Origin of the sequence: Roseburia sp. 499 (assembly GCF_001940225.2) — a bacterium.
In the GTDB taxonomy this organism is placed as follows: Bacteria; Bacillota; Clostridia; order Lachnospirales; family Lachnospiraceae; genus Petralouisia.
The window spans coordinates 36,704-59,372 of the sequence record NZ_CP135164.1 but is presented as its reverse complement, the minus strand read 5'-3'; the positions used below and the strand labels follow the sequence as shown (position 1 = coordinate 59,372).

Genomic DNA, 22,669 nt, shown 5'->3' with positions numbered 1-22,669 from the left:
TCACCCTTCCATAAGTCATGTTCTTTTTACAAAAAAAGAGTTGCTAAAAAGCAACTCTTTTTCTTGTCGTAATTATGGTAATTACTGAAGTAAGGATAATACACCCTGAGTACTCTGGTTAGCCTGAGCCAGCATAGACTGTCCAGCCTGAGCAAGAATGTTGTTCTTGCTGTATTCAACCATTTCTTCTGCCATATCAACGTCACGGATACGAGATTCAGCAGACTGAGTATTTTCAGCAATGTTGTCCAAGTTAGCAATTGTATGCTCTAATCTGTTCTGTAATGCACCAAGAGCAGAACGCTGTGTAGATACGATATCGATAGCGGACTGAATCTTGCTCATTGCAGATCCTGCAGAATCGAAAGAAGATACTTTCAATCCGTTTACTCCGATTGCAGAAGATTCCATGTTGCTTACGCTGATAGTGATTCCCTGTCCCTGTAAAGAACCGATCTGAAGGTTCTTTCCAGAAAAGCTTCCATCCAGTAAGTTCTGAGTATTGAACTGAGTTGTGCTTCTGATTCTGTCGATTTCAGATGTTAAAGCATCAATTTCAGCCTGGATTGCATTTCTATCAATAGTTGTGTTGGTATCGTTAGCTGCCTGAGTTGCTAATTCGTTCATTCTCTGTAAGATAGAATGAGTTTCATTTAATGCACCTTCAGCTACCTGAATAGCGGAGATACCATCCTGAGCGTTGTCAGAAGCTTTGTTTAAGCCTTTGATCTGACTTCTCATTTTTTCAGAAATAGATAATCCAGCTGCGTCATCGCCTGCACGGTTAATTCTGTATCCAGAAGATAATTTTTCTGTGGACTTAGCCTGTGCACTTGTTGTGATTCCTAACTGTCTGTTGGCATTCATTGCCTGCATGTTGTGTTGTACTACCATAATATTATTCCTCCTTGAATATGCTGCAGCTTCCATGCTGCAATTTAATTTAGTTTGTGACCCCCCGTCCGGCCGTACGCTCCATTCGGTTTATAGTCACTGAAGCTTAAGTAACTTGCTTACTTGTATTTTATATCGGAGACTTTCTTCGATACTTAACACCTAATTTAAAAATTTTTTTATTTTTTATTATTGCAATAACTGCAATACTCCTTCTGTCATCTTGCCTGCCTGTGCCAGCATAGATTGTCCCGTCTGCTCCAGAATGTTATGTTTGGAATATTCTACCATTTCCGTTGCCATGTCGGCATCTCGGAGTCTGGATTCTGCTGACTGCATGTTCTCTTCTACATTATCCACATTGCTCTTTGCCTTTTCCAGGCGATTATAGATAGCTCCCATCGTCGAACGATATTCTGATACCTTATCTATTGCCTTATCTATTTTATCCAGTGATGCTCCTGCATCATCAAAGGACATGACACTCAGTGCATCTACCCCCAGTTTCTCTGCCCGGCAATCTACCAGTGGAATGACAATTGCCGTATGTGCCCGGTCACTTGCTTGAATATAGAGTTCTACCGGTGTAGAATGACTTCCTGCCAGTATCGGATTCTGCAATGGATCTGATACGCCATACATAGTGGTATATGCTGTTGATGCTGCTCCCGGTGCAAGGCTGATATTACCCCAGCCTACGGAATATCCTGAATCATAAATGCCCTGCCCTTCTCGAAATCCATTTCCTATCAGACTGCTATAATTCCCTATCTTTACATAGTCTGGTGTGGAACTCCCATACCCAGCAATAATACACTGGACATTCAAGTAGGGGTTATCTTCGTTATAGAGGTTCATAACACTTGGCATCTGCCCATTCGCATCCGGATATTTGATAGAGGACTGAATCACCGTTTCCACTACATCATCATCCATCAAAAACTTAGGATTATCATTACCAGCCCCCCCCTCCGATTGATGAAAACTTAACGTCAAATTCCATCTCGATGCTAGCTGTCATGGCTTCACCAGTAAGATTTTTTACCGCAAAATCCATCTTATAGACCTCCCCACCATTTCCACTTGGATTTGCCATTTTCGTTATGGTACGTACAACATCGAAAATCGGTGTTCCGTTGTCATCACTATATCGAAAGGTGGATTCTACCCCAGCAGCAAGTATATTATTCGTAATACTACAATGCGCCGACATGTCGGTTGTATCATATGTATACAATCTATATCCCTGCCCGCCCACTTCTACCTCTACATTCATCCAACTGGTACCTGCACCACTACTTCCATACAACAACTGAGATCTTATGCTTCCTTCAGCGTTGGTAGCAAAAAATCCTGTTATACTTCCATTACGGGTATTGATGCCTGGGGTATCCACCAATGTCAGCACCGCAGTATCTGCGGTTACCGGTCCATGGGTCAGATTTCCTTCGCTATTCAATATATGCTTCGTATTAAAGGTGGTATCATTAGCAATTCTGGTAATCTCTACGGAAAGTGCATTGATTTCCTGCTGGATAGCGTTTCGGTCTGCCGGGGTGTTGGTATCATTTCCTGCCTGAACTGCCAATTCTCTCTGGCGTTGCAAAATAGCATGTATCTCATTCATGCCACCATCTGCCACCTGCACGAGTGAGGAGCCATCTTCAATATTTCTACTCGCCTGATGTAATCCTCGGACAGACCAACGCATTTTCTCAGACATAGAAAGACCGGCTGCATCATCTGCTGCCCTGTTAATTCTGTATCCACTCGAAAGGCGCTCCACCGTCTTTTTCTTGTTATTTGTATTAATTCCTAGTTGCCTGTTGGCATTGCTTGATGTCATGTTGTGCTGTATTACCATCAAAACGCCCTCCAGTTACATTCTTATTTCTTCTTATCCAAAAACTGTGAGTCTACTACATTCGTTTTCGCCATACTCTTATAATACTGGCTGGCAGCCTTCGTGCTGGTACGGGCTTTCCGAATTTCTTTCTTCACCGATGCAAACTTTTGAGCAGCAAGTTCTTTATTTCTCTGCTCCTGTGCCTGTATTGTAGCACTCTTGTCTGTAATTTCCCGAATCAATTCCTGCATCTTCTTGATTTCATCCCGGTAAGCTTCCTTTTCTTTATTCAAAATCTCTCTTACCCGGTTATAAACCTGTTCAAACCCGTCATCCAGTTGGTTCAACTGATCGACCAAGTCTCCCTTTTCCTTTATATTTTCTTCTAGCCTTTCCGGCGGAAGGGTCTCATCCGTAAAAAGAATACGCTGTTCCTTATTTTTTTCAACAATCAAATCTAGGATTCGATTTTTCTTTTCCAGACTCTGTTGTAAAATTGCAATATATTCTTTATCCTGCATAAACTTTGTAATCCTCCAATACTTTTGGTCCCATATAACTATCTCATGTACACTATAGTTATATAATAAAGGACTACTGCCTCTTTTGCAATAGTCCCTTATGTTCTTACTGTTTGGCACGAACCATAACTTCTTTCCATGTATCACGCATAGTACGAAGATGCTTTAATACCTCTTCTAAAATCTCTTTATCCTTTTTCATATTAGCTTCTACCAACCGGTCATAAATATATACATAGACTTTCTCAAAATCTTCTGCTACCGGATACTTATGATCCAAAGTCGCACGAAATTCCTCTATGATATTTTCCACCTTTACAATATTGATATGAGCCTTTTGAATATCCTTATTCTCTATTGCTACAATAGCAATATTGCAGAATTTGATTGCCCCTTCATACAACATAAGAGTCAATTCTCCCGGTGAAGCTGTCATAAGTTTACTGTTGTTATAAGCTGCATATCCTTTGTTTGCAATCATCCGTAATTATCCTCCTTGATTCTTTTAGGATGTTCCTAATAAGCCACTTAATGCGCTTGTCTGGCTCTGCAATTTTGATAACGCCGTCTCCATTGCAGAGAACTTCTTATAATAATAATCTTCCATGTCCTTTACTTTTTCTTCCCATTTCTTAATGGTCTTGGTATAGTCGTCATATTCTTTCTGCATGGTCTTATCATTATAAATGGTGTAAATACTATGACTTGTAGTACTTTTTCCCATTTTTCCATGTAATTCATCATATAAGTTGCTCGTCAACTGTTGGAAGAATTCCTGCACGGAATCCGAATCCTCTTGAATTGCAGCCAGCAATTTATCTGCATTTCCCGAAGATATTTCATCATCTGCATCGCCATCGATGTGATACATATAACCTTCGTTCTCGTCTGCTGCAAAATATCCCTGCGTCTTAATTCCGAAGGAAGCGAGGCTATATGTCTTTCCGTTACTAAGTGTAAAACTCTGAGACATTGCCATGGTCATAGTATTCATAACCGTAGACAGACGGTCATCTCTTCTAAGAATGGAATCCTTAATCTTCTGCTCCCATTTCTCGATTTGCTTATCTGTCATGGCCTCCTTTTCATCATCTGTCAATGGCTCATAACCCTTGGCTGATTTTGCATTGTACAACGTATCCATCTCTTTAATCAGTTCATTGTACTCTTTCAGGAAACCTTTGATAGTATCATACATACCCTGTGCGTTTGCTGAAGTCGTAATACTAATTTCTTCTCCATTTGTCTCCTGTAATGCCGTAATAGTAAGACCATTCACTGTGATATTATTGCTTGCAGAGGTATAGGTTACACCATTTAATTCAATTACTGCATCCTGCGCTGTAACAAGCTTTGCTCCGTTCGGGTCATTCGGGTCAGCATTATTATAATCAGACGGATTGTTCACCTGATCCACTGCAAAATCAATCTTCTGTCTAAGAATAGCTACTCGCGCCGCTGTAGTAGTATTATTGCTTGCCGGCGCTGCGCTTGTTAATATTGCATGTTGATTAATATAATTGTTCTTATTTTCAATCTGAGTATTATTTGCCTGAATTGCATCATTATTTGCCTTTATTTTTCCAACCCAACTATCCGGTGTACTGTCATCGCCAACTAATTCTTCGATACGTGCTGCTCCACCGCCGCCAACCGCATAAGCATTATGTACGTCATCCCTAACGCCTTCTAATTCTGTTCTCTCAGCACTTGTTAATGTATCGTTTAACAAATTCGCCTCAAATCCTTTTATAATAGAAGCTTGCAGCTGCATCTCATTCCACTTTTCATCTGTTGGCCCAAGTTGTGTTTTCAGCGTATTTAATTCCGCCCTTTCATCATCTGTCAATTCATCTGACTTGGTCAATAATTCAAACAGTCTTTCCTGTTTCTGCACCGTTACATCACTACCATTTTCTACGATAGTTGGCATCGTACCTATTGTTTCTTTTAACCCTTTGTAACTACTTGCATAGTTCACCTTATTCAAAAGGTTTGTATTTTCCGTTCTTCTATTTGCCGAATCCTGCTGCAGTTGGGCAATACTTCCCGGCGTAGATGCATTCCCTTGATATGTCTTAATGGTTTCCAAAATATTTGCCAATTCAGCATCTGTATTTCCCGCATAAGCTGCCCATGCCTGATATGCTGCATCATTAGATGAATTGTTCACATAGATGCCAAGTTTCTGCAATGCTGTAATTCCATTCGCATTTGTAGCCGTCAATGCAAAATCATTCTCCACACCGCTATCCTTGGCACTTACGAAAAATCTCTTGTTCCTTTCATCATAGTTAGCAGAAATTCCTGCATTCTTCAACTGTGCTACCACATCATTTACGGTACTACTTCTACCGAGGGTAATATGTTTCGTTCCGGACTTAGTAGTAACTGCTATCGCTGCATCTCCGGTTACTCCCAACTCACCTAACGTTGTCGCACCAGTCACATTATCCGTAAGCAGTGCACCTGTAATATACCCTGTTTTTGCCACTTTGTTAATTTTTAAGCTCTGCGTTCCGTTGATTGCCGTATTACTTGCAGTTACAGTTGCCTTTGTAGTATCAGAACAGGTTGTTGTCTTTTTTGTATAAGCTGCTGACATTTTCAAATTGCCCGCTTTCTTATAAAGACTGTTTACCTTCTTATTCAAGTCCTTCCAGGCATCCATCTTCCAATCAAGCTTTGTCTGTGCCTTAACATATTTATCCTTTTTGGTACTATAGGCAGATACTAATTCCTGAACAATAGAATCTGTATCCAGTCCAGATATCATACCCGATACTCTAATTGCCATATGTATTCCTCCTATCCTTTCTCATCCACCAAAATTCCTGCCAGTTCCCACACTTTTGCAATCATATCAAGTGTCTTTTCCGGCGGATACTCCTTTAATACTTTTCGTGAATCTTTATCAACTATCTTAATTGTTACACGATTGGTTTCTTCATGAATGCCAAATACTGCCTCTGAGTTAGTAACTCGCTTATTAATTTCTTCTACCGCCTTTTTCAGTGCCTCAGTTGGTGACTGCATCTTATTCTCTGTTGCATCATTTCCATTATCTATATTTAGTTCCTGCGCCTGTCGCCGTACATTTCCGTTATCTTTTAATGCACTGGCTTCTGTTTCACTGTTGGCCTCGACATTTGTTATTTCTACTGTTTGATTCTGGCTACTTCCCTGATATGCCACCCCAGTAGTATTGACTGCTTCTATTGCCATTTCAACTCACCTCCGTGTGATGAACGAAACAGCCGAATTGGCAATATCCGGCTGCATCTGCATATTTCCTAATGTAAATATCGGTACTTTTTTCTAAAAATTTATGATTTATAATATATTTTTTAACGCCTGTAAGCTTTCCGCAGTAATTGCCGCCTTATTTTCTTCCTGTATCTGCAAATATACTTCCTTCCGGTAAACAGGAACTTCCTTTGGTGCGCTAATTCCTATCTTCACCTGATCACCACGCATTTCCAGAATACTGATTTCAATGTTGTTGTTAATAATGATAGATTCACCTTTTTTTCTGGTTAATGCCAGCATCCTATTCACCCGCCTTCGCCTTTTTGCTCTGTAAAATATCGTATACCATATATTTTACCGGAAAACTGTCTTCTACAATTAACTGTTCTCCCTTCAATTCATCTACATTAATAACAATCGGAGCCCTCAGATTAACACTTATTTTCTTAACATCTGTTGGTACCGTAACAGTTACTAATACATATGTATTTTCTTCTGTAAGATTTCCCAAACTTTTTAGTAGCTCATATTCTACCTGTGGATTATAATCTTCTTTCACCAATAATGGATCCATGACCGGAAGCGCAAAGGAAGGCTCATCTAAGGACTGTAACCATGAGATATTTTTTCGCTCTCCATCTTCTGTCTCATCAAAAATTAACGTAAACTGTTTGCAATCCGGAAATCCAATGATTCCATTTTCAAAGCAGATTATCTTGTCTTTCTCAATCTCAATTTCCCCAAATAGCCTTGTATTTACCTTCATCTGTTTTCCTCCAATTTACTATAAGTAATTTAATAATGTCTGACTGTTTGCTTTCGCAGAAGCCTGCAAGGATGCCTGGTATGCCGTATAAGCAGAAGTATATTCAATAATAATATCTGACAAATCTTTGTCTTCATTATTTGATTTTAACTCTTCATAAGTTGCCTGCTGATTAGACATTCTGTTTTTTGTCAGATTCAGACGGTCTGCACGGCTTCCCAAATCCGTTGTTGCTAATACTACATTACTTAAATATCCATCAAACTTAGTAATTCCCTGAGAATAAAGTTTCTGCATATTGTCGTCTGCATAGGCAGCTTCCTTTTCTGCTGCTTCCAACCACTGTTTCAGCCCCTCTTGAGATACTGTATCAGAATACTGTGTCTCCTCCATCATAGCCTTAATCTTATCCACTTTATCATGTGCTGCAATCGCAGCTTCTACTGCATCTGTTAAATCATCCACATCTCTTCCGATAGAAGAATCGAACACATCAGAGCCTTGCGTATTTACTACCAATGTCTGATTAAACGCGATTGTATATGAGATTTCCTGCTTCTCCTTCGTATAAGTTATTACATTATTCGAATCCGTAATATTCTTACAATCAAAATACTGCTCCGGTCTCAGTTCTCCGGTCTTAAAGCCCTGTTTTGTGTAATTTGCAGATAACTGCATTTTTTGGCTACTTATCTGGTTTGCAATATCCTTTCCAAGAATCAACTCTCCGGTTTCTTTCAGATAAATGATCTCATCATCACCTACCTGATAGCCGCCATTTGCCCATGTGGTATAATCTGTGGTTGTGTTTACACTTACCGTATGCGCTGTTCCCCTTGCATCTGTATAACGATAACCATCCAATGATGTTTCTGTTCCATCTGCTGCAATGTACTTCAAGTCTGCCGCATTTATGTCTCCCAAATTATCATAAGCCAAGCGAATTCGCTTATTCGTCACCTGCTGTGGCATATCCGCTATCGCAACTCCTCCGGTAACACCTGTGGTCGTTGTAGGAATCGTAACTAAATTACTATAATAATTCTTTTCCTCTATATTCTCATAGGATACCGGTTCTTTAATACTATATTTTATGTCAGAGTCATCCTTCAAAAAAGTCATGGTGGAGTTGGTCTTATATCCGGTAAACACAGTTCTTCCGGCATAATCCGCATTACTTTCTGCATAGACCTGTTTCCGCAAAGACTGAAGATTTTTCAGGATAGCGTTTCTATCTTCCGCTGTAAGAGAATCATTGGCTCCCTGATCACATTGGGTACGCACTGAAGTCAAGATATCCTTCATGTTCTTTAAAGCACTTTCCGTAATCTCCATCCAGGATTCTGCATCCGGAATATTCTTTTCAAAATATTGATTCAATTCATTCAAATTACTTCTCAAACGCAGCGCACGAATTGCAACAACCGGGTCTTCGGAAGGTCTGGATATTTTCTTCTGACTAGACATCTGATTATTCAGAGTATTTACATTGGTCTTATTGGCATTCATATTATTCATGCTATTTCTGCTAATCATACTGTTAGTAATTCTCATTTAAGTCCCTCCTTATACACCGGTTTCCAAAATCAACCGATCATACATCTCACTCATAGTCTGTATCATTTTTGAAGCAAGATTATAAGCATTTTGGAATTTTAACATATCAAGTGCTTCTTCATCTTCATCCACACCTGAAATAGACATTCTCTTCTGTACAATAGTTTCTGATATATTACTATAATTCTTTAAGAAAAGACTTGCCTTTTCTGTATCTACCGAATTATCACTAATCAAGCACTGTAAGAATTCATTTGCTCCGGCTCCTCGGAACATCTTTACATCCTTGTACAGCAACGCCATTTCATTTACCAGTGATGGATTATCTGTACCATTTGCTAATTCGTCTGCTGTAAGAGTTACCAAATTCTGCGGCGTCCTTACTACATTATCCGTCACCACTACATTTGCACCTGTCAACATGTAATAATAGTTTCCTGAACTACTCATGCTATTTCCTGTGGTTGCTGTATAATCTCCAAAGTTCCATTCACTTCCATCCGGCTTTTCTGCCACAAAGAAGGAATCGCCAGCTGTCCCATCCAAGGTGACACCTTTTTTCTGAATCTCATTAAACTGTTTTGCAAACTCTCTTAAAAACGCATTTGCCTGTGCCTGATAATAAGGAATTCCCATGGCATCAATGTTCTGTCCGATTGCTACCTTTTTTCCCATAATCCGATTTTTTTCCTCTACGGAAAGGGTCTGGTCTAATTGGAACTTATAGGTCTGGGTTGCTTCATCATAAGAAAATCCCGTATACTTATAATCCTTATTATTCATGGTAATAATACCTTCAGACGGCATGGTCATGTAATTGATGTCAGTAATACTTGGATTCTTTAAAGTAACTACATCTCCGCCTGTACCGGCAGTAACTTCCTGCACACTTCCACTGAACCCTTCTGCATTATTTCCATCACGGATTTCAAATAATGCTCTTAATCTTCCGTCAGATGCCTTACTTGCAGGATTAAACGGAATGTTACTGCCTTCCCAACAAATATCATAAAGTCCTTCTACATCAGACTGATTTACCTTCTCATCTCTCGCAACACATTTTAATGTATTATATTCAAAATTATTAACTAAAGTCTTTCCATCAATTTTTAATACATAATCCGTTGCACCGGTATACATGTCCGGGTAATTACTGTTGGTAACTTTTGTCTCGATTACTTCTACCGGAACTAATTCGGAAAGCTCGTCTACCAAAAGAGCTCGCTGATCTCTCAGTTCATTGGCATTGGTTCCCTGAAGTTCAATCACATTAATCTGTTTATTCAATAATGCTATCTTTTGTGAAATGGAATTAATATTCTCTACCTGAGTCGCGATTTCCTTATTACAATCTTCCTGAATCTTACCAAGTCCGGTACTTAAACTATTAAAAAAAGTTGCAAAGCTCTGAGACTTACTAATGAACTGTTGACGCTTGTCCAAATCATTCGGATTACTATTTAAGGTATTCAGTGCATTAAACATTTCATCCAATATAGTAGAAAATCCCTTTGCAGTGTCATCATCTATCAGGTAATCCTCTATCTGCTGCATGTAATATAACTTTGTATCATAAAGTCCAACCTTCGCGTTGTTCTCCCAATACTTCACATCATAATAGAAATCACGAATCTGCTTAATCTCAGTGGTATCTACACCACTGCCCGCCATACCATACTTCTGGTTGACTCTAAGGGCTTCTGCTGCCACACGGATTGCCTGCTGTCTGGTATAACCTTTTGTATTTACATTCGAAATATTATTTGCTACGGTATTCGTTGCTGCCTGAAAGGATGTCAGGGCTGAACTTGAAATTGTTAATCCAAAAAATGTTGATGGCATATTTTCACCTCTTATTCTTATCCAAGCTGAGTTATAATGTGTTCTAACATTTCAGAAATTACGTTAATGTACCGACTTGCTGCATTATACGCATTCTGGTACTTTATCATATTGGTCAACTCTTCATCTGCCGAAACTCCGATTACCTGCTGACGCTGATTTTCAATACTGGTCACCGAACCGGAAAGGCTCTGTGCAACACTTTCATATACATTTCCCTTTGTAGCCAGTCCATTCATGAACTTTTCATAATAACCTTCAAAAGTACAAGGGTCCGTATCATTCGGATTCAGTATCAATCCTTTATTTTCCCATATTGCTGCCAATTCTTCCGCCATTGACTGTGCAACTTCACCATTCTGTCTTAAATACGGGAGATTGGATTCTGCCTCCAGTAAATCCTGATTGATAGATACACCATAGGTCGTATACATTTTAGATGTATCTGTGGTATCTTCTTCATTATATACATAATAGGTCTTTCCATCATTTCCTTCTACTGCTGTATAACGTTCCATACCACGTCTCACAAATAATTCACGTCCCGGTTTCTGACCATCGTTTCCTACACAGCCTTTTTCTTCATCCCAAATCTTTACATTATTGTAAACTGTTCCGTCTGCGCCAGTAAAACTTGCTGTGGTTAACGGACTTAACACGTCATTGATTGCCGTCATAACTCCATGCACCAATTGGTCGAATTCCGCCTGAGCAGAAAGCATAACAGACATTCCGGCTCCATCATTATATTGATCTGCTGTAAGTCCCGCCACATCTGTATAATTGGCAATATGATCTCCTCTTGCCAACACCTGTGCCTTTAGGATTCCTATATCTGTATCCATTTCAGAGCTAATGTCTACGCTATAATCAAATACTTCTGTATACTGTCCAAGACTTTCATCTGATAAATGCGGCCAGGTCGGTGTGATAAATCCGGTCATTCTGTCAACCTTCTGTCCCATTTCAAATACATGGACTTCGTCTACAAATCGTACTCCTTCTAATTTTACCTTTACGATTCCATCTGATGTCTCTTCAAAATCTATCTGTGCATACTTAGAAAGTTCATCTAACGCATTATCTCTTTCATCCCTCAGAGTCATTGCTGTTTCTATCTTACCAGCTTCCACCTTCTGAATCTGAAGATTCAATTCCTGAATGGTATGTCCCAATTCGTTGATACGGTCAATAGACTCGGAAACCTTCAAGTTAATCTTACTCTGATAGGACTTCATGTTATCGTAAATTCCCTGCGCCCGTTCAATAAACAAAGTTCCCTTCTGAATAATCAGATTCTGGTTCACAGAAGAATCCGGTATTTTTGCAAATTCCTGAAAAGCAGTCCAGAAATCATACATTCCACTCTGGAAGGTTGTTCCTTCTAATTCCTGAAAAGAGGTGATTACCTCCTGAACAGCCTCATTGGTCGCATCATAAAATGCCTGTCGTCCATTCTCTGTACGATAATATTTATCCAAAAAATAATCCCTTGTATGTACTACATCTGCAATATTTACACCAAGTCCCGCCTGCTGCATGCTAATTGCTGATTTTTTATCAAAGGTATTGTAATCTCTATCTGAAAATAATACCTGCTGTCTGACATATCCGGTTGTTTCTACGTTTGCCAGGTTGTTTGCAGTAGTATTTAATGCATTCTGACTATTCTGTAATCCGGATGCCCCAATATACAGACTTCCCATTCCATTTGCCATGTTTGTTCTTCCTCCTACTGTTTCGCATCAAATCCCCGGCTGCCCAGCACATCCCCGGTATTATTTGCCCTTTTATCATAATTTGCTGTTGTAGGTGCCTGACGCATGCTTTTAAAAAGCGTCAGGTCAAATTCTACCATTTCCATTGCCTGGGTCAGCAAAATCTCATTCTGTGTATTAATATCTGCCATCTGGGTAAGTGTCGCCTTCAGTCTTTCCCGAATATCCTGAAGCTTCTGTTGTTCTTCCGGCTGTTTATCTAAAAATGCTATCATATTAGTAATTGTCAGCTCCTCAGGCTTTTTACTAAGTACGATAGCCATATCTTTCACAACCTGTTGTCTTCTATTTTCCAGATTCTTCAGATTACTGGTTATTTCCTGTTCTTTTCCCGTCATATCCTCAAGAGCAGGTACATCCCCATTTATAATAATCTGTCGTTTTTCTGTCGACAGTTCTGTCAGTCGTTCATATTCCTCGTTTTCCTTTTCAAGGACATCTATGAAATCTTCCATTAGACTAGCCACGTTCAAACCTCATTTCTACAGATATATATTATACGCATTGTACTTCTCTATTAACTTTGCTGCAAAATCTCCTGTTTCTACTTTGTAGTTACCAGATTCAATCTCTGCCTTTAACTGTGCAACCTTATCTTCTCTGATATCGGAGGTTTCTGCCACTGCCTGCTTTGCCACCTGATAATCGCGACCAGCCTGGGAAATCTGCACTTCATCACGTTTTCCTGATGCTTGTGCTCCCTTTATCTTAGAAGCCTTTGCTGAATTATAAACTTGTGCAATCTGATTATATGCTTCTACACGCATAACGGCATCTCCTTTCTATTTTCTACTATATTTCATAGTATTTATCTCGATTCTAATCTATTTATCGGTCGTTCTCTCAAAAACTTTAGGCGCAATAAAAAAAGAATTCCGCGAACGGAATCCTTTTTCTGGTTCTTATGATATTTCTTAATTAAACCAACTGTCAAGATCATCCATATAATCTTCGTAATCATCTTCTACTGACGGTGTATACAGACTGCTTCCCTTATACACACATAAAGATGTCAGTAACATAAAGATAAGATATACTAATATCATTACAGTTGGTAACTTATCGCGCATTTTTTCATCAGCCAATGGCATAGCCTGAAGAATAATGAAAAATCCCCAGATATTTCCTACGCCCCAAACAATGACACCAGTCTGCGTATGAATCAAAAATACAATAATTGCAATAATTGTAGTAATTACAATAACACAGCTTCTGGAGGCTACTGCTCCCAGCATTTCTTTATAACCCAAAGTATTTTTAATAATCATATTTCCAATCATTAACAACAACGCTAACACGAAAGACAGTGCAACGGAAATTGCTAATGTTCCAAAAATAATTTTTGCATAAGGTATTTTAATCTCACCGAATAAGGAACTAAAACCACCTAAAAATCCTACTGCTGTTTTTCCGGCTACTGCTCCAAAAATAGCAGTGAAGATACCCTGTAATACAATAAGCGCAATGCTTACTCCCCAGTCTGCAGTCAGAATCATGTTTCTTCCGGCTGTAACCGGATGCTTAATTACATTAATAAATGCTCCGAACATTTTGGATAAAAATCCTGTTACTGCCTGCTGTGTCTGCTGGAACTGCTGTTCATTCGGCATATAACCAGCCTGTGGTGCTGCCTGCTGCTGTGGTGCTGTCTGTTGCTGTGGTGCTGCCTGCTGTGCTGTTACTTCCTGTCCGCAGTTGCAAACCTCTCCTTCTTCTAATGGTTTTCCACATCTTGTACAAAATCTTGCCATTTCTAATTCTCCTCCTAATAATATATGTATGGTGCATCAAATCCCATCAACACCCATTTTCCATCTTCATATACAAAATTCAAATATACGCTACTGGTATCATCGTAGCTTTCATTGGTGTCTTCTCCAAACCAATGTTCTGTATACTCTGCAACATAATCAAACTGAAAATATACTTCCACACTCTCTTCATCCCAGTAATTCAGATATGCCTCTCCTTCTAAATTAGAAAAGGACAATTTGTTCAGTGTTGTATATTCATTGTCTAATAAGTCTGTAACCAAATTCTCATACTCTTCTTTTGCATCCTCCTGATAATCTTCATCTTTGGAGAATAAATCTGCTACAGCGTCAAAATCTTTTCCTTCTGCCGCAGCACTATAAATTTTCTTCAAATCCTCTGATGCTGTTTTGAGTACCTCTTCCAACACTTCTTCATCCGGTGACATATTATAAAGGCTATATCCATAATCCACATCCGTATCTACGAGTTTTCTTACTTCCTTCATGCCTTCCTTTGTCACCACTATCTGGTGTTCACCTGCAAACATTGCCGGTATTTTATATGACTGAATCGTATCTGTCGAATTCTTCTTGTCTGCATACTCCTTATCCAGCTTCACTCCGTCAACTGTAACTTCTGCGCCAACCGGAATATCAACATAAAAGTCCTCTACAATCATAGATTCCGGACTTACTTCCCATTTCTCAAAGAACAGTGCATTTTTACCTGTCTTCTTGCTTACAGAAATATTATAGCTATGTGTAGAAGAGCCACCCTTGGTTCGATAGGAAATTTCAATATCTTTTCCAAGACTGTCACTTCCTCTACTTCTCTTTATTTTATAGTTTGTAACCTTGCTTAATTCCATATTACAGCTAGCATTTTCAAAGTTCTTTTCGTTGATAAAATCATCTTCTTCCACATCTAATGTCTTATATGCTTCCTTGAAGTTATGATTAGCCACTTCCACGAAAAACTTCTCAGCTACCTTTTCCGGGCTATATATATCATTTCCAATTTTAAAAAATACTACAACCGCTGCAATCAAAGCAACTGCTTCTACTGCAACAACAATCCACGCCTTTGAAATTGGCTTTCTTGGCTTTGCCGGTTTCGCTGGCTGTACCGGCTGTGTTGGCTGTACCGGTTGTGCCGGTTGTACTGGTTGTGTTGGTTGTGCCGGCTGCACCGGTTTTTCCAATTTTGCTCCACAATTCTCGCAAAATACGGATGCATCATTATTCTTTGTTCCACAATTTTGACAAAACATTTCTCTTCTCCTCCCTACTGTACATATGTCTGCAGAAATTCAACATTTGCCTTTTCTACATCTGTCATAGATTCAAAAACAGCATTCATATCATCTGTCTTTTCTGCTACTTCCTGATACCATGTCTTGGAATTGAAGTAATCCTGAATTGCCTGATCTGTAAACTGGTAACCTCTTCTTGCATACATCTCATTAATTACCATTTGAATGATGTCCTTATCAGCCGGAAGCCCTTCTACTATCTGGCTTTGCAGCGCTGTTACATCCTCTTCTGTCAATTCTCTCTGGTTACTCTCTGCGCAAAGATAATCCGTTACTGTTGTTTCTTCTGTCGTCGCAACCTGATTAATTACTATCTCGAAGTCTTCTCCGGTGCCCTCATACTCATCATCACCATCCGCTTCTTCTGTTTCTTTAAAGTCACTCTTTTTGTCTGTTCTTGATTTCTGACTTAACTTTCCTGCAGAACCATTCACAAACATTACAACGCAAAGAGCAATCATTGCTGCACAAAGTACGCCCAGTACAATTGCAACGATAATACCTGCCTTACTTTTTTTCTTCATACGTTTACATCTCCATAAATTTACTATATTATCCCGTGCCTTTCCACAACCCTTATCATTGTTCCCTCCTTCTTTTGCCCAAAATCACACGCGATACAAGAATTTTGTCATTTTTTTGATATTTTGTCAACCATTTTCACGCCAAAACTCTATCCCTTCTCCTTTATCAATTCACAATACTGTTCCTGTGTCATAGGTTCTGCAAAATAATATCCCTGAATGTAATCACATCCCAATCCTTTTAAAAACTCTACCTGCTCCTTCTCTTCTACCCCTTCTACAATCACCGGCATGTCCAAATCCTTTGCCATAGAAACAATTGCCTTAAGAATCTTCGCTCCCTTTCCTTCCTCACCTTTTGATAGAAACTTCATATCTATTTTCAGCACATCTAATTCAATATCCTTCAACGTATTTAAGGAAGAATAACCACTTCCGAAATCGTCCATAAAAATAGTAAACCCTGCCTTGTGCAGATACTTCACCGCCTTCTGAACCAACATTAAATTATCCACAAACGCACTTTCTGTCAATTCCAGATTTAAATACTTCGGTGAAATCTTATACTTCTCTACCAAATCAATCAGCGAATCCAAAAAACGTGGATTATACAAATTTACCCTGGACACATTTACAGAAATAGGTGCCAGCTCTCTTCCTGCATTCAGTTCTCTCCGAATGAACTGACACACATTTTCCCACACATAATAGTCTAATTTGATGATAAATCCATTTTTTTCAAAAATAGAAATAAACTCCCCAGGTGGCACCAAGCTTCCATCCGGCTTCTGCCAACGCACCAATGCCTCCGCACCATACGGTTTACTCCCTTTCAATTCGTACTTTGGCTGAAAATATACCATAAACTGCTGCTCACGCAATGCCGTTTCCATAGCATCCACAATCCTCTGTTCACGCATAACCTCTTCTCCCATTTCTGTGGTATAAAAGGTATTGCGCATCATGTAATTTCCCTTACACTTCTTGGCTGCAATATACGCCTTTTCAAAAACGGCAGACAATTCCATGTCATTATCTTCGATGATATAAATTCCTGCCGATGTTTCTAAAAAGTATGGTACAAAAAATCGTGCTATCCGACTCTGTATTCCCTCTATCATTTGAGATATCACATCTACTGTCTCAAAAGGCATACAAATTCCAAAAATGTCCCCGGTAAGTCTTCCATAGGTACACTTTCCATAACAATCCATCGTCTCCTTGATAATATCTGCCACTCTGCAAATCAGGCGATCTCCCTCTTTTGAACCATAAAAAGAGTTGATTATCTTAAACCGCTCCACATCAAAGTGAATATAGGCAAACTTCTTGTTTTTCCCTTCATTTAACATCTCTCTTGTTGCCTGATGAAACTTCTGCTGTGTAAAAATTCCCGTCAGTGCATCATACTCCAATTCACGCACTTTACTCTTCTCAATGGCATTTTTTACCCGAAATCGAATAATATCCGGATGAAATGTTTTTGAAATAAAATCCCATGCTCCAAGTTCCAAACAGCGTTTTTCATTTTCTTCATTATCATCTGTGGTAGATACGATAATAGGAATATACCGATATCCCTCTATCTTTTGTACCACTTCCAAAAAACTAAAACCATCCATAATCGGCATTACCAAATCCAGAATAATTAGAGCTATTGTATCCCGATTCTTTCCCAATATCCAAAGCGCATCTTTTCCACTCTCCGCTTCTAAAATCTCATAATTTTCTCTTAAGATATCTCCAAAAGATGTACGGTTGAACTTACTATCATCCACAATCAAAATCTGGTTCTTTGTTGCCATACGAACCACCTGTCCTTCTCCATATATAGGCATTTCTTTATTTTATAATATCTGTTCTATCTTGGAAATTTGCTCTACAATATCTAAAAAAGCAACATTTTCCACTGCTTCTTTGATTTTAGACCAATCGTCCATATACGCTTCCTGTACGCCTGCTCCTTCCAGTGCCTTTTCCCACTCCAGAAGCCCCTGCATATCAAAGTTTTCCGCCACACTTTTTAATACAGACAACTCCTCCAACATTTCCTCCTTAGAAAGCATTCGTACCGATTCATCATTACCAATTCCCAGATATTGTCTGATGTTTCCCGCACATTGTTCCAACATTTCAAGAAGTTCATCTGTACCATTCCATGCACTCTCATAATCTCCCTGATGACAATATTCCTCTAACTGTCTGGCTCTCTCTGATATTTCCATTGCACCTACAACCTTTGATGCACTCTTTAAGCCATGCACTGTAATGGTGTAATTTTCCTGGTCGTGCTCTTCTCTAAATTTTCGGATTTTCTCAGCAGTTTTCGGAGCAGATACCAAATAATCATTCAAACACTCTTCATATAAGTCCTTATCTGAATAATATTTCTTTGCCTCTACTGCATCTATCCCCGCTATATTTACTTCCCATTCTGTTGACGCCACCTCGTTGGTTGCTGTTTCTGCCTCCTGTGTGCTATCCTCCTCATAGATAATCTTTTCTTTTGGCAACCACTTTCGTAAAACTTCTTCTAACTCGTTTCCATCTATGGGCTTACTTACAAAATCCTGCATTCCCTCTTCAATATATTTTTCATACATACCGGTCATCACATTTGCAGTCAGCGCTAAAATTGGCAACTTGCAATAATAGGTATCTCCTGTTTTATCCGTTAATTCTCGTATCCGTTTTGTTGCCTCAATACCATTCATGCCCGGCATCATGTGATCCATTAAAACAACATCATACCGATGTTTTTCCACCATCCCAACAGCAGCCATTCCCGAATCTGCCGTATCTATCTGGATTTTTATCGGTTTTAAAAGCCCACGCGCAACCTTCAAATTTACCGGAACATCATCCACAATTAAAATACGCGCTTCCGGTGCAATATACCTTTCCCGTTGCTCTTTCTCTTTACTTCTGTTTCGTCTTCCGGCTTCATAATCTCCTATACATTCAGATACAGCAACCCGTTGTGGTAAGATAAAATAGAACTCCGACCCCTTTCCATAGATACTGTCAACTTCAATTTTACTTCTCATTGCACCTAGTAACTCTTGTACAATGTTCATTCCTAATCCGGTTCCCTCAACATTTTTGTTCTTATTATAGTCAAGACGTTCAAATTTTACAAAAAGTCTCTCTTTATCCTCTTCTCTAATTCCAATTCCAGTATCTTTTACCGAAAAAAGAACCTTACACGTTTTGTCTTTTTTTGCCTCTTCCAGCATTTGAACCTTAAAAGTAACTCCCCCCTCTTTCGTATACTTCACTGCATTAGTCATAAGATTTACCAGAACTTGACGAATATGTGCATCATCACCGATTAACTGTTCCGGGAGATTTGGATCTATTTCCAGTTTTAAATAAAGTCCCTTTTTCTCTGCCAATGCTGTTATCATACTGGTTACATTATCCAATAACTGCACCGTACTATATGAAATGTTTATTATTTCCATTTTCCCGGACTCTATTTTGGACAAATCTAAAATCTTATTAATAATTTCCTTTAAATTCTCTCCCGAGTTTTGTATATCCGAAGCATATTCCAGAATCTTTTCATCGCTGGTACTTCGCAAAATCATTTCATTCAACCCCAACATTGCATTCAATGGTGTTCGAATTTCATGACTCATATTTGCAAGAAACTGCGATTTTGCCTCGTTCGCTGACATTGCTTTAAAATTCTCTGATACAAGTTTTAATCCCGAATGGCATGCTAATGTAAGAATATAAACCACAATACCTATACATGTTAAATTTGCCTGACTTACATAATATTTGTTACTCAGAATATATTTTGACAAGTCAACCATCAAAAGCGGAACTAATACACCCAAACCATACAATGGAATTCTCCAATAGCTTTTTCTCACATTCACGTCATCTCTTTTTAGATTATAAATAATGTCAGAAACCTGAATATACGCAATAAAAATTGTATCCGCCACAATCATAATCTGTGTAACTTTTAATGTTTCTGCAAGATCTTTAATATGCAAGAAATGCAGCGTATTGTTCATAATCCATACAACCATCGGAATCGTTGCAGCGATTTTTGCAAGACGCTTTGTCTTTTCTCTTTCACTATATGCGAAATAACGTGCAATCGGAACCGGAGCAAGGGCAAGAATCTCAAATGCAAAAATACTAAATTGCTTCATATTTGAAAATACAAACTGCAGATTCCTTGACTCTGTATATCCCCATAACGAAATAGACAAGGTAAACAGAGCAAGGCACAAACACTCATTATAAGATTCCCGCGTGATTATGTATAACATTATCCACACCATCAACAGAATAAATGCAATGATAAGCAGTACCGACGCCCCCACAATCGTTCCTATATTATCACTTTGCAATTTCATTAAAAAACTTGCACGTTCTCCCAGGTATACACTTCCGGGACCTTCCAGATAATGATTATTATCTCCGGTTTCTTCCAATCTAATTTCTTTTCCGGAATCCTCCTTACCAAGACTCACTTCAATCCATACATTTCCCGGCATCGGAAAAACGGTTTCCTTCTCTTCCAATGTATTATCATAAACACAGCGCCCACCAACATAAATTTTCACATGCTTGTGCCTTGAACGGAAAACAAATGTTGTATCTTCCGGCATCTCCGGCAAAGTATTAGTCAAGGTCAATTTTTCCGAGTCCCCACCTTCTAATTGCGCAGGAAGCTCTGTAACACCACTCGTTCCATTTGAAAATTCATATTTCCATAGTGACTCAAATTCTATTTCATCCCGAAGTTTAAACCGGTAATCTTCCCCACTTTGTCCGGCAAGGTGGAAGAAAAAAAATGTAAATCCCAACAATATAAAATATAGTATTACCTGCCACTTTCTTTTCAGAAAATCTTTCATACCCTACCTCCTCCACATTTATTACGCACTACTGGTTTTTTGCAAAAAATTCTCCTACTATTTTTAAAAGTTCTTCTTTCCCCAATGGTTTAAGAAGGTATCCTTGCGGAAATAACCTCATACATTCTATAATAACCCTCTTATCTGTCACGCTAGTCAAAAAGAAAACAGGTATACTTGCAATCGACTTATCCGGTGACTTGCGAATTCTCTCCAAAAGTTCCCCACCATTCATCAGGGGCATCAGATAATCCAACAAAATCAAATCCGGTCGCGCCTTTTCCAAAAAAGCAAGTGCATCTTTCGGCGTACTCACCGCTGCCACACGATAATCTTCTGCTAAGTACTTGTATTCCATCTTTAATACTACTGGGTCGTCGTCTACAACCAGCACAAGCGGTTTTTCCATTTTGATTTCCGGCTGTTTCTTTTCTCCCTTCTTCTCTCCATAGCGGAATTCTCCAACTCTGCACTTTGTGATTCCTTCATCCGTGCAATGGAATTCACCGAATGCGCCGGATACTCCCTCCATTTTCATGTCGTTTATTTCAACATTAACGCCCTCATACATTCCTTTTCTAACAACGAGCATTGCGGCTTCGCTTCGTTCCGGTTCTTCGCATTTTACATAGATGTCGGTATGAATCCCCTTTTCATTTCCGATTCTGTATGCATCACATATTTCTGCAGTCACTTTTCCCCCTAAAATATGACCATTTCTGCCTTTTGCATAAACCCCTCTTTTTGCCGACACATTAGCATTAATCATGTGATCTACTAATACCTCTCCTTCGGCAGCCACATCCGCTTCCTCAATGAAATTGGTAGTAATAGAGCCTCCGGCCCGAACTACTGCCTTGTCCATTCCATGAATCCCTTGATGTACCACAATATCCTTACCTGCACTAACGACCGCTCCCTCTATAACACCATCTACCTCCAGACTTCCCTCAACATCCACTGTGACATCCTTTAAAATATCCCCGCGCACATGAAGATCTCCACTGAATGCAATTGTCCTCATATAATATCCGATATCTCCATCTATTGCCAGATGATTCTTTACCTCCAATCTATTTCCACTCAAAGAAATCTTTCCCTTTATGCTTGCATAATACTGATCTCCTCTTTGCTCTGCATTATCACAAATTAATGGTGGAAGTTCTTTCGGTGGAGCCGGAGCAACCGCCGCACCAAAAACGGTATAACCATTCTCCCCTTCTTCTGCATGGTGGTATACCGCCAGAAGTTGCCCCTCATTTACCATTTGAATCATCGGAGAATAATCTACCGTTCCGTCTTCTCTAATTCTAGGCACATTTTCTTTTAGGTCCTTATCAAACAAAAATTCATAGTATCCGGCTTTTCCGCGTGTTGCATATTCGCCGCTGGCTACCGTATATACTTTTTTGTATATTCCACGTTCTTCAATCTCTCTTAGCATTCTTTCATCGATGCCTGCTACAATTCCACGAAGTCCTAATTCATTTCTCAACAATGCCGCCGTTATATTTTCATCCCCGCTTGGTAATATACTAACCGTAACCGCCATTGCATTCTTACTAATCTTGATATCAATTTTTCCTGTCATACCCTACCTCCATATTGTCAATTGTCTAATTTTTTTACAAAATACAACATTTTCTCCTTATATTATATTGTAAAATTCGTGGTTTTGCACTACTTTTTTGCTCCAAATCGATATATTGTAACATTTTTTATAATCTTCTTTATTTTACTTCAAA

At 39.1% G+C, this 22,669-nt stretch carries 20 protein-coding genes; all 20 read right to left on the bottom strand.

From position 1 onward, the window contains the following. Positions 1-81 precede the first annotated feature (81 nt). Entirely contained in the window at positions 82-894 is an 813-nt protein-coding gene (locus BIV20_RS00370; RefSeq protein WP_075721665.1) for a flagellin N-terminal helical domain-containing protein, read from the bottom strand. A gap of 189 nt (positions 895-1,083) precedes the next feature. Continuing rightward, positions 1,084-1,890 carry a flagellin gene (locus tag BIV20_RS16730; protein ID WP_242939866.1) on the bottom strand — a complete coding sequence of 269 codons (807 nt, stop codon included), beginning with the start codon at positions 1,888-1,890 and terminating at the stop codon, positions 1,084-1,086. After that, positions 1,850-2,758, bottom strand: a complete 909-nt coding sequence (locus BIV20_RS00360; protein ID WP_075721667.1) for a flagellin — start codon at positions 2,756-2,758, stop codon at positions 1,850-1,852. The genes BIV20_RS16730 and BIV20_RS00360 overlap by 41 nt, the downstream gene beginning before the upstream one ends. A gap of 23 nt (positions 2,759-2,781) precedes the next feature. After that, the gene (gene flgN, locus BIV20_RS00355) at positions 2,782-3,261 is read right to left on the bottom strand and encodes a flagellar export chaperone FlgN (RefSeq protein WP_075721668.1); all 480 of its coding nucleotides are present in this window, start codon (positions 3,259-3,261) and stop codon (positions 2,782-2,784) included. Between the two features lie 106 nt (positions 3,262-3,367). Next, complete coding sequence (gene fliS, locus BIV20_RS00350; RefSeq protein ID WP_075721669.1) at positions 3,368-3,742, bottom strand: flagellar export chaperone FliS; 375 nt, start codon at positions 3,740-3,742, stop codon at positions 3,368-3,370. Positions 3,743-3,766: 24 nt separating this feature from the next. Further along, on the bottom strand, positions 3,767-6,058 hold the full coding sequence (gene fliD, locus BIV20_RS00345) for a flagellar filament capping protein FliD (RefSeq protein ID WP_075721670.1): 2,292 nt from the start codon (positions 6,056-6,058) through the stop codon (positions 3,767-3,769). 11 nt (positions 6,059-6,069) lie between these two features. Beyond that, entirely contained in the window at positions 6,070-6,486 is a 417-nt protein-coding gene (locus tag BIV20_RS00340; RefSeq protein WP_075721671.1) for a flagellar protein FlaG, read from the bottom strand. Positions 6,487-6,594: 108 nt separating this feature from the next. Next, entirely contained in the window at positions 6,595-6,810 is a 216-nt protein-coding gene (gene csrA / locus BIV20_RS00335) for a carbon storage regulator CsrA (protein ID WP_075721672.1), read from the bottom strand. Between the two features lies 1 nt (position 6,811). Beyond that, positions 6,812-7,276, bottom strand: coding sequence for a flagellar assembly protein FliW (gene fliW / locus BIV20_RS00330; protein WP_075721673.1), 465 nt, complete (start codon positions 7,274-7,276; stop codon positions 6,812-6,814). An 18-nt stretch (positions 7,277-7,294) separates the two neighbouring features. Beyond that, entirely contained in the window at positions 7,295-8,830 is a 1,536-nt protein-coding gene (locus tag BIV20_RS00325) for a flagellin N-terminal helical domain-containing protein (protein WP_075721674.1), read from the bottom strand. Positions 8,831-8,842: 12 nt separating this feature from the next. Continuing rightward, positions 8,843-10,675 (bottom strand): flagellar hook-associated protein FlgK, encoded by a 1,833-nt coding sequence (gene flgK / locus BIV20_RS00320; protein WP_075721675.1) that lies wholly within the window; start codon positions 10,673-10,675, stop codon positions 8,843-8,845. A gap of 17 nt (positions 10,676-10,692) precedes the next feature. After that, positions 10,693-12,393, bottom strand: a complete 1,701-nt coding sequence (gene flgK / locus BIV20_RS00315; protein ID WP_075721676.1) for a flagellar hook-associated protein FlgK — start codon at positions 12,391-12,393, stop codon at positions 10,693-10,695. A gap of 14 nt (positions 12,394-12,407) precedes the next feature. Then, complete coding sequence (locus BIV20_RS00310) at positions 12,408-12,920, bottom strand: flagellar protein FlgN (RefSeq protein ID WP_242939867.1); 513 nt, start codon at positions 12,918-12,920, stop codon at positions 12,408-12,410. Between the two features lie 15 nt (positions 12,921-12,935). Beyond that, complete coding sequence (flgM, locus tag BIV20_RS00305; protein WP_075721678.1) at positions 12,936-13,220, bottom strand: flagellar biosynthesis anti-sigma factor FlgM; 285 nt, start codon at positions 13,218-13,220, stop codon at positions 12,936-12,938. Between the two features lie 147 nt (positions 13,221-13,367). Next, entirely contained in the window at positions 13,368-14,204 is an 837-nt protein-coding gene (locus tag BIV20_RS00300) for a hypothetical protein (protein ID WP_075721679.1), read from the bottom strand. Between the two features lie 14 nt (positions 14,205-14,218). Then, on the bottom strand, positions 14,219-15,478 hold the full coding sequence (locus tag BIV20_RS00295; protein WP_075721680.1) for a zinc-ribbon domain-containing protein: 1,260 nt from the start codon (positions 15,476-15,478) through the stop codon (positions 14,219-14,221). Between the two features lie 14 nt (positions 15,479-15,492). Next, complete coding sequence (locus BIV20_RS00290) at positions 15,493-16,044, bottom strand: YARHG domain-containing protein (RefSeq protein WP_075721681.1); 552 nt, start codon at positions 16,042-16,044, stop codon at positions 15,493-15,495. A 149-nt stretch (positions 16,045-16,193) separates the two neighbouring features. Next, entirely contained in the window at positions 16,194-17,849 is a 1,656-nt protein-coding gene (locus BIV20_RS00285) for a two-component system response regulator (protein ID WP_075721682.1), read from the bottom strand. Positions 17,850-17,891: 42 nt separating this feature from the next. Beyond that, entirely contained in the window at positions 17,892-20,924 is a 3,033-nt protein-coding gene (locus BIV20_RS00280; protein WP_075721683.1) for a response regulator, read from the bottom strand. Between the two features lie 28 nt (positions 20,925-20,952). Next, positions 20,953-22,515: a FapA family protein gene (locus BIV20_RS00275; RefSeq protein WP_075721684.1), complete on the bottom strand. Its 1,563-nt coding sequence runs from the start codon at positions 22,513-22,515 to the stop codon at positions 20,953-20,955. Positions 22,516-22,669 lie beyond the last annotated feature (154 nt).

What these genes read in the sequence shown, in the direction of transcription:
- BIV20_RS00370 (WP_075721665.1), bottom strand. Translation starts at nt 894, where the DNA reads ATGGTAGTACAACACAACATGCAGGCAATGAATGCCAACAGACAGTTA.
- BIV20_RS00360 (WP_075721667.1), bottom strand. Translation starts at nt 2,758, where the DNA reads ATGGTAATACAGCACAACATGACATCAAGCAATGCCAACAGGCAACTA.
- flgN (WP_075721668.1), bottom strand. Translation starts at nt 3,261, where the DNA reads ATGCAGGATAAAGAATATATTGCAATTTTACAACAGAGTCTGGAAAAG.
- fliS (WP_075721669.1), bottom strand. Translation starts at nt 3,742, where the DNA reads ATGATTGCAAACAAAGGATATGCAGCTTATAACAACAGTAAACTTATG.
- fliD (WP_075721670.1), bottom strand. Translation starts at nt 6,058, where the DNA reads ATGGCAATTAGAGTATCGGGTATGATATCTGGACTGGATACAGATTCT.
- BIV20_RS00340 (WP_075721671.1), bottom strand. Translation starts at nt 6,486, where the DNA reads ATGGCAATAGAAGCAGTCAATACTACTGGGGTGGCATATCAGGGAAGT.
- csrA (WP_075721672.1), bottom strand. Translation starts at nt 6,810, where the DNA reads ATGCTGGCATTAACCAGAAAAAAAGGTGAATCTATCATTATTAACAAC.
- fliW (WP_075721673.1), bottom strand. Translation starts at nt 7,276, where the DNA reads ATGAAGGTAAATACAAGGCTATTTGGGGAAATTGAGATTGAGAAAGAC.
- BIV20_RS00325 (WP_075721674.1), bottom strand. Translation starts at nt 8,830, where the DNA reads ATGAGAATTACTAACAGTATGATTAGCAGAAATAGCATGAATAATATG.
- flgK (WP_075721675.1), bottom strand. Translation starts at nt 10,675, where the DNA reads ATGCCATCAACATTTTTTGGATTAACAATTTCAAGTTCAGCCCTGACA.
- flgK (WP_075721676.1), bottom strand. Translation starts at nt 12,393, where the DNA reads ATGGCAAATGGAATGGGAAGTCTGTATATTGGGGCATCCGGATTACAG.
- flgM (WP_075721678.1), bottom strand. Translation starts at nt 13,220, where the DNA reads ATGCGTGTAGAAGCATATAATCAGATTGCACAAGTTTATAATTCAGCA.
- BIV20_RS00300 (WP_075721679.1), bottom strand. Translation starts at nt 14,204, where the DNA reads ATGGCAAGATTTTGTACAAGATGTGGAAAACCATTAGAAGAAGGAGAG.
- BIV20_RS00295 (WP_075721680.1), bottom strand. Translation starts at nt 15,478, where the DNA reads ATGTTTTGTCAAAATTGTGGAACAAAGAATAATGATGCATCCGTATTT.
- BIV20_RS00290 (WP_075721681.1), bottom strand. Translation starts at nt 16,044, where the DNA reads ATGAAGAAAAAAAGTAAGGCAGGTATTATCGTTGCAATTGTACTGGGC.
- BIV20_RS00285 (WP_075721682.1), bottom strand. Translation starts at nt 17,849, where the DNA reads ATGGCAACAAAGAACCAGATTTTGATTGTGGATGATAGTAAGTTCAAC.
- BIV20_RS00280 (WP_075721683.1), bottom strand. Translation starts at nt 20,924, where the DNA reads ATGAAAGATTTTCTGAAAAGAAAGTGGCAGGTAATACTATATTTTATA.
- BIV20_RS00275 (WP_075721684.1), bottom strand. Translation starts at nt 22,515, where the DNA reads ATGACAGGAAAAATTGATATCAAGATTAGTAAGAATGCAATGGCGGTT.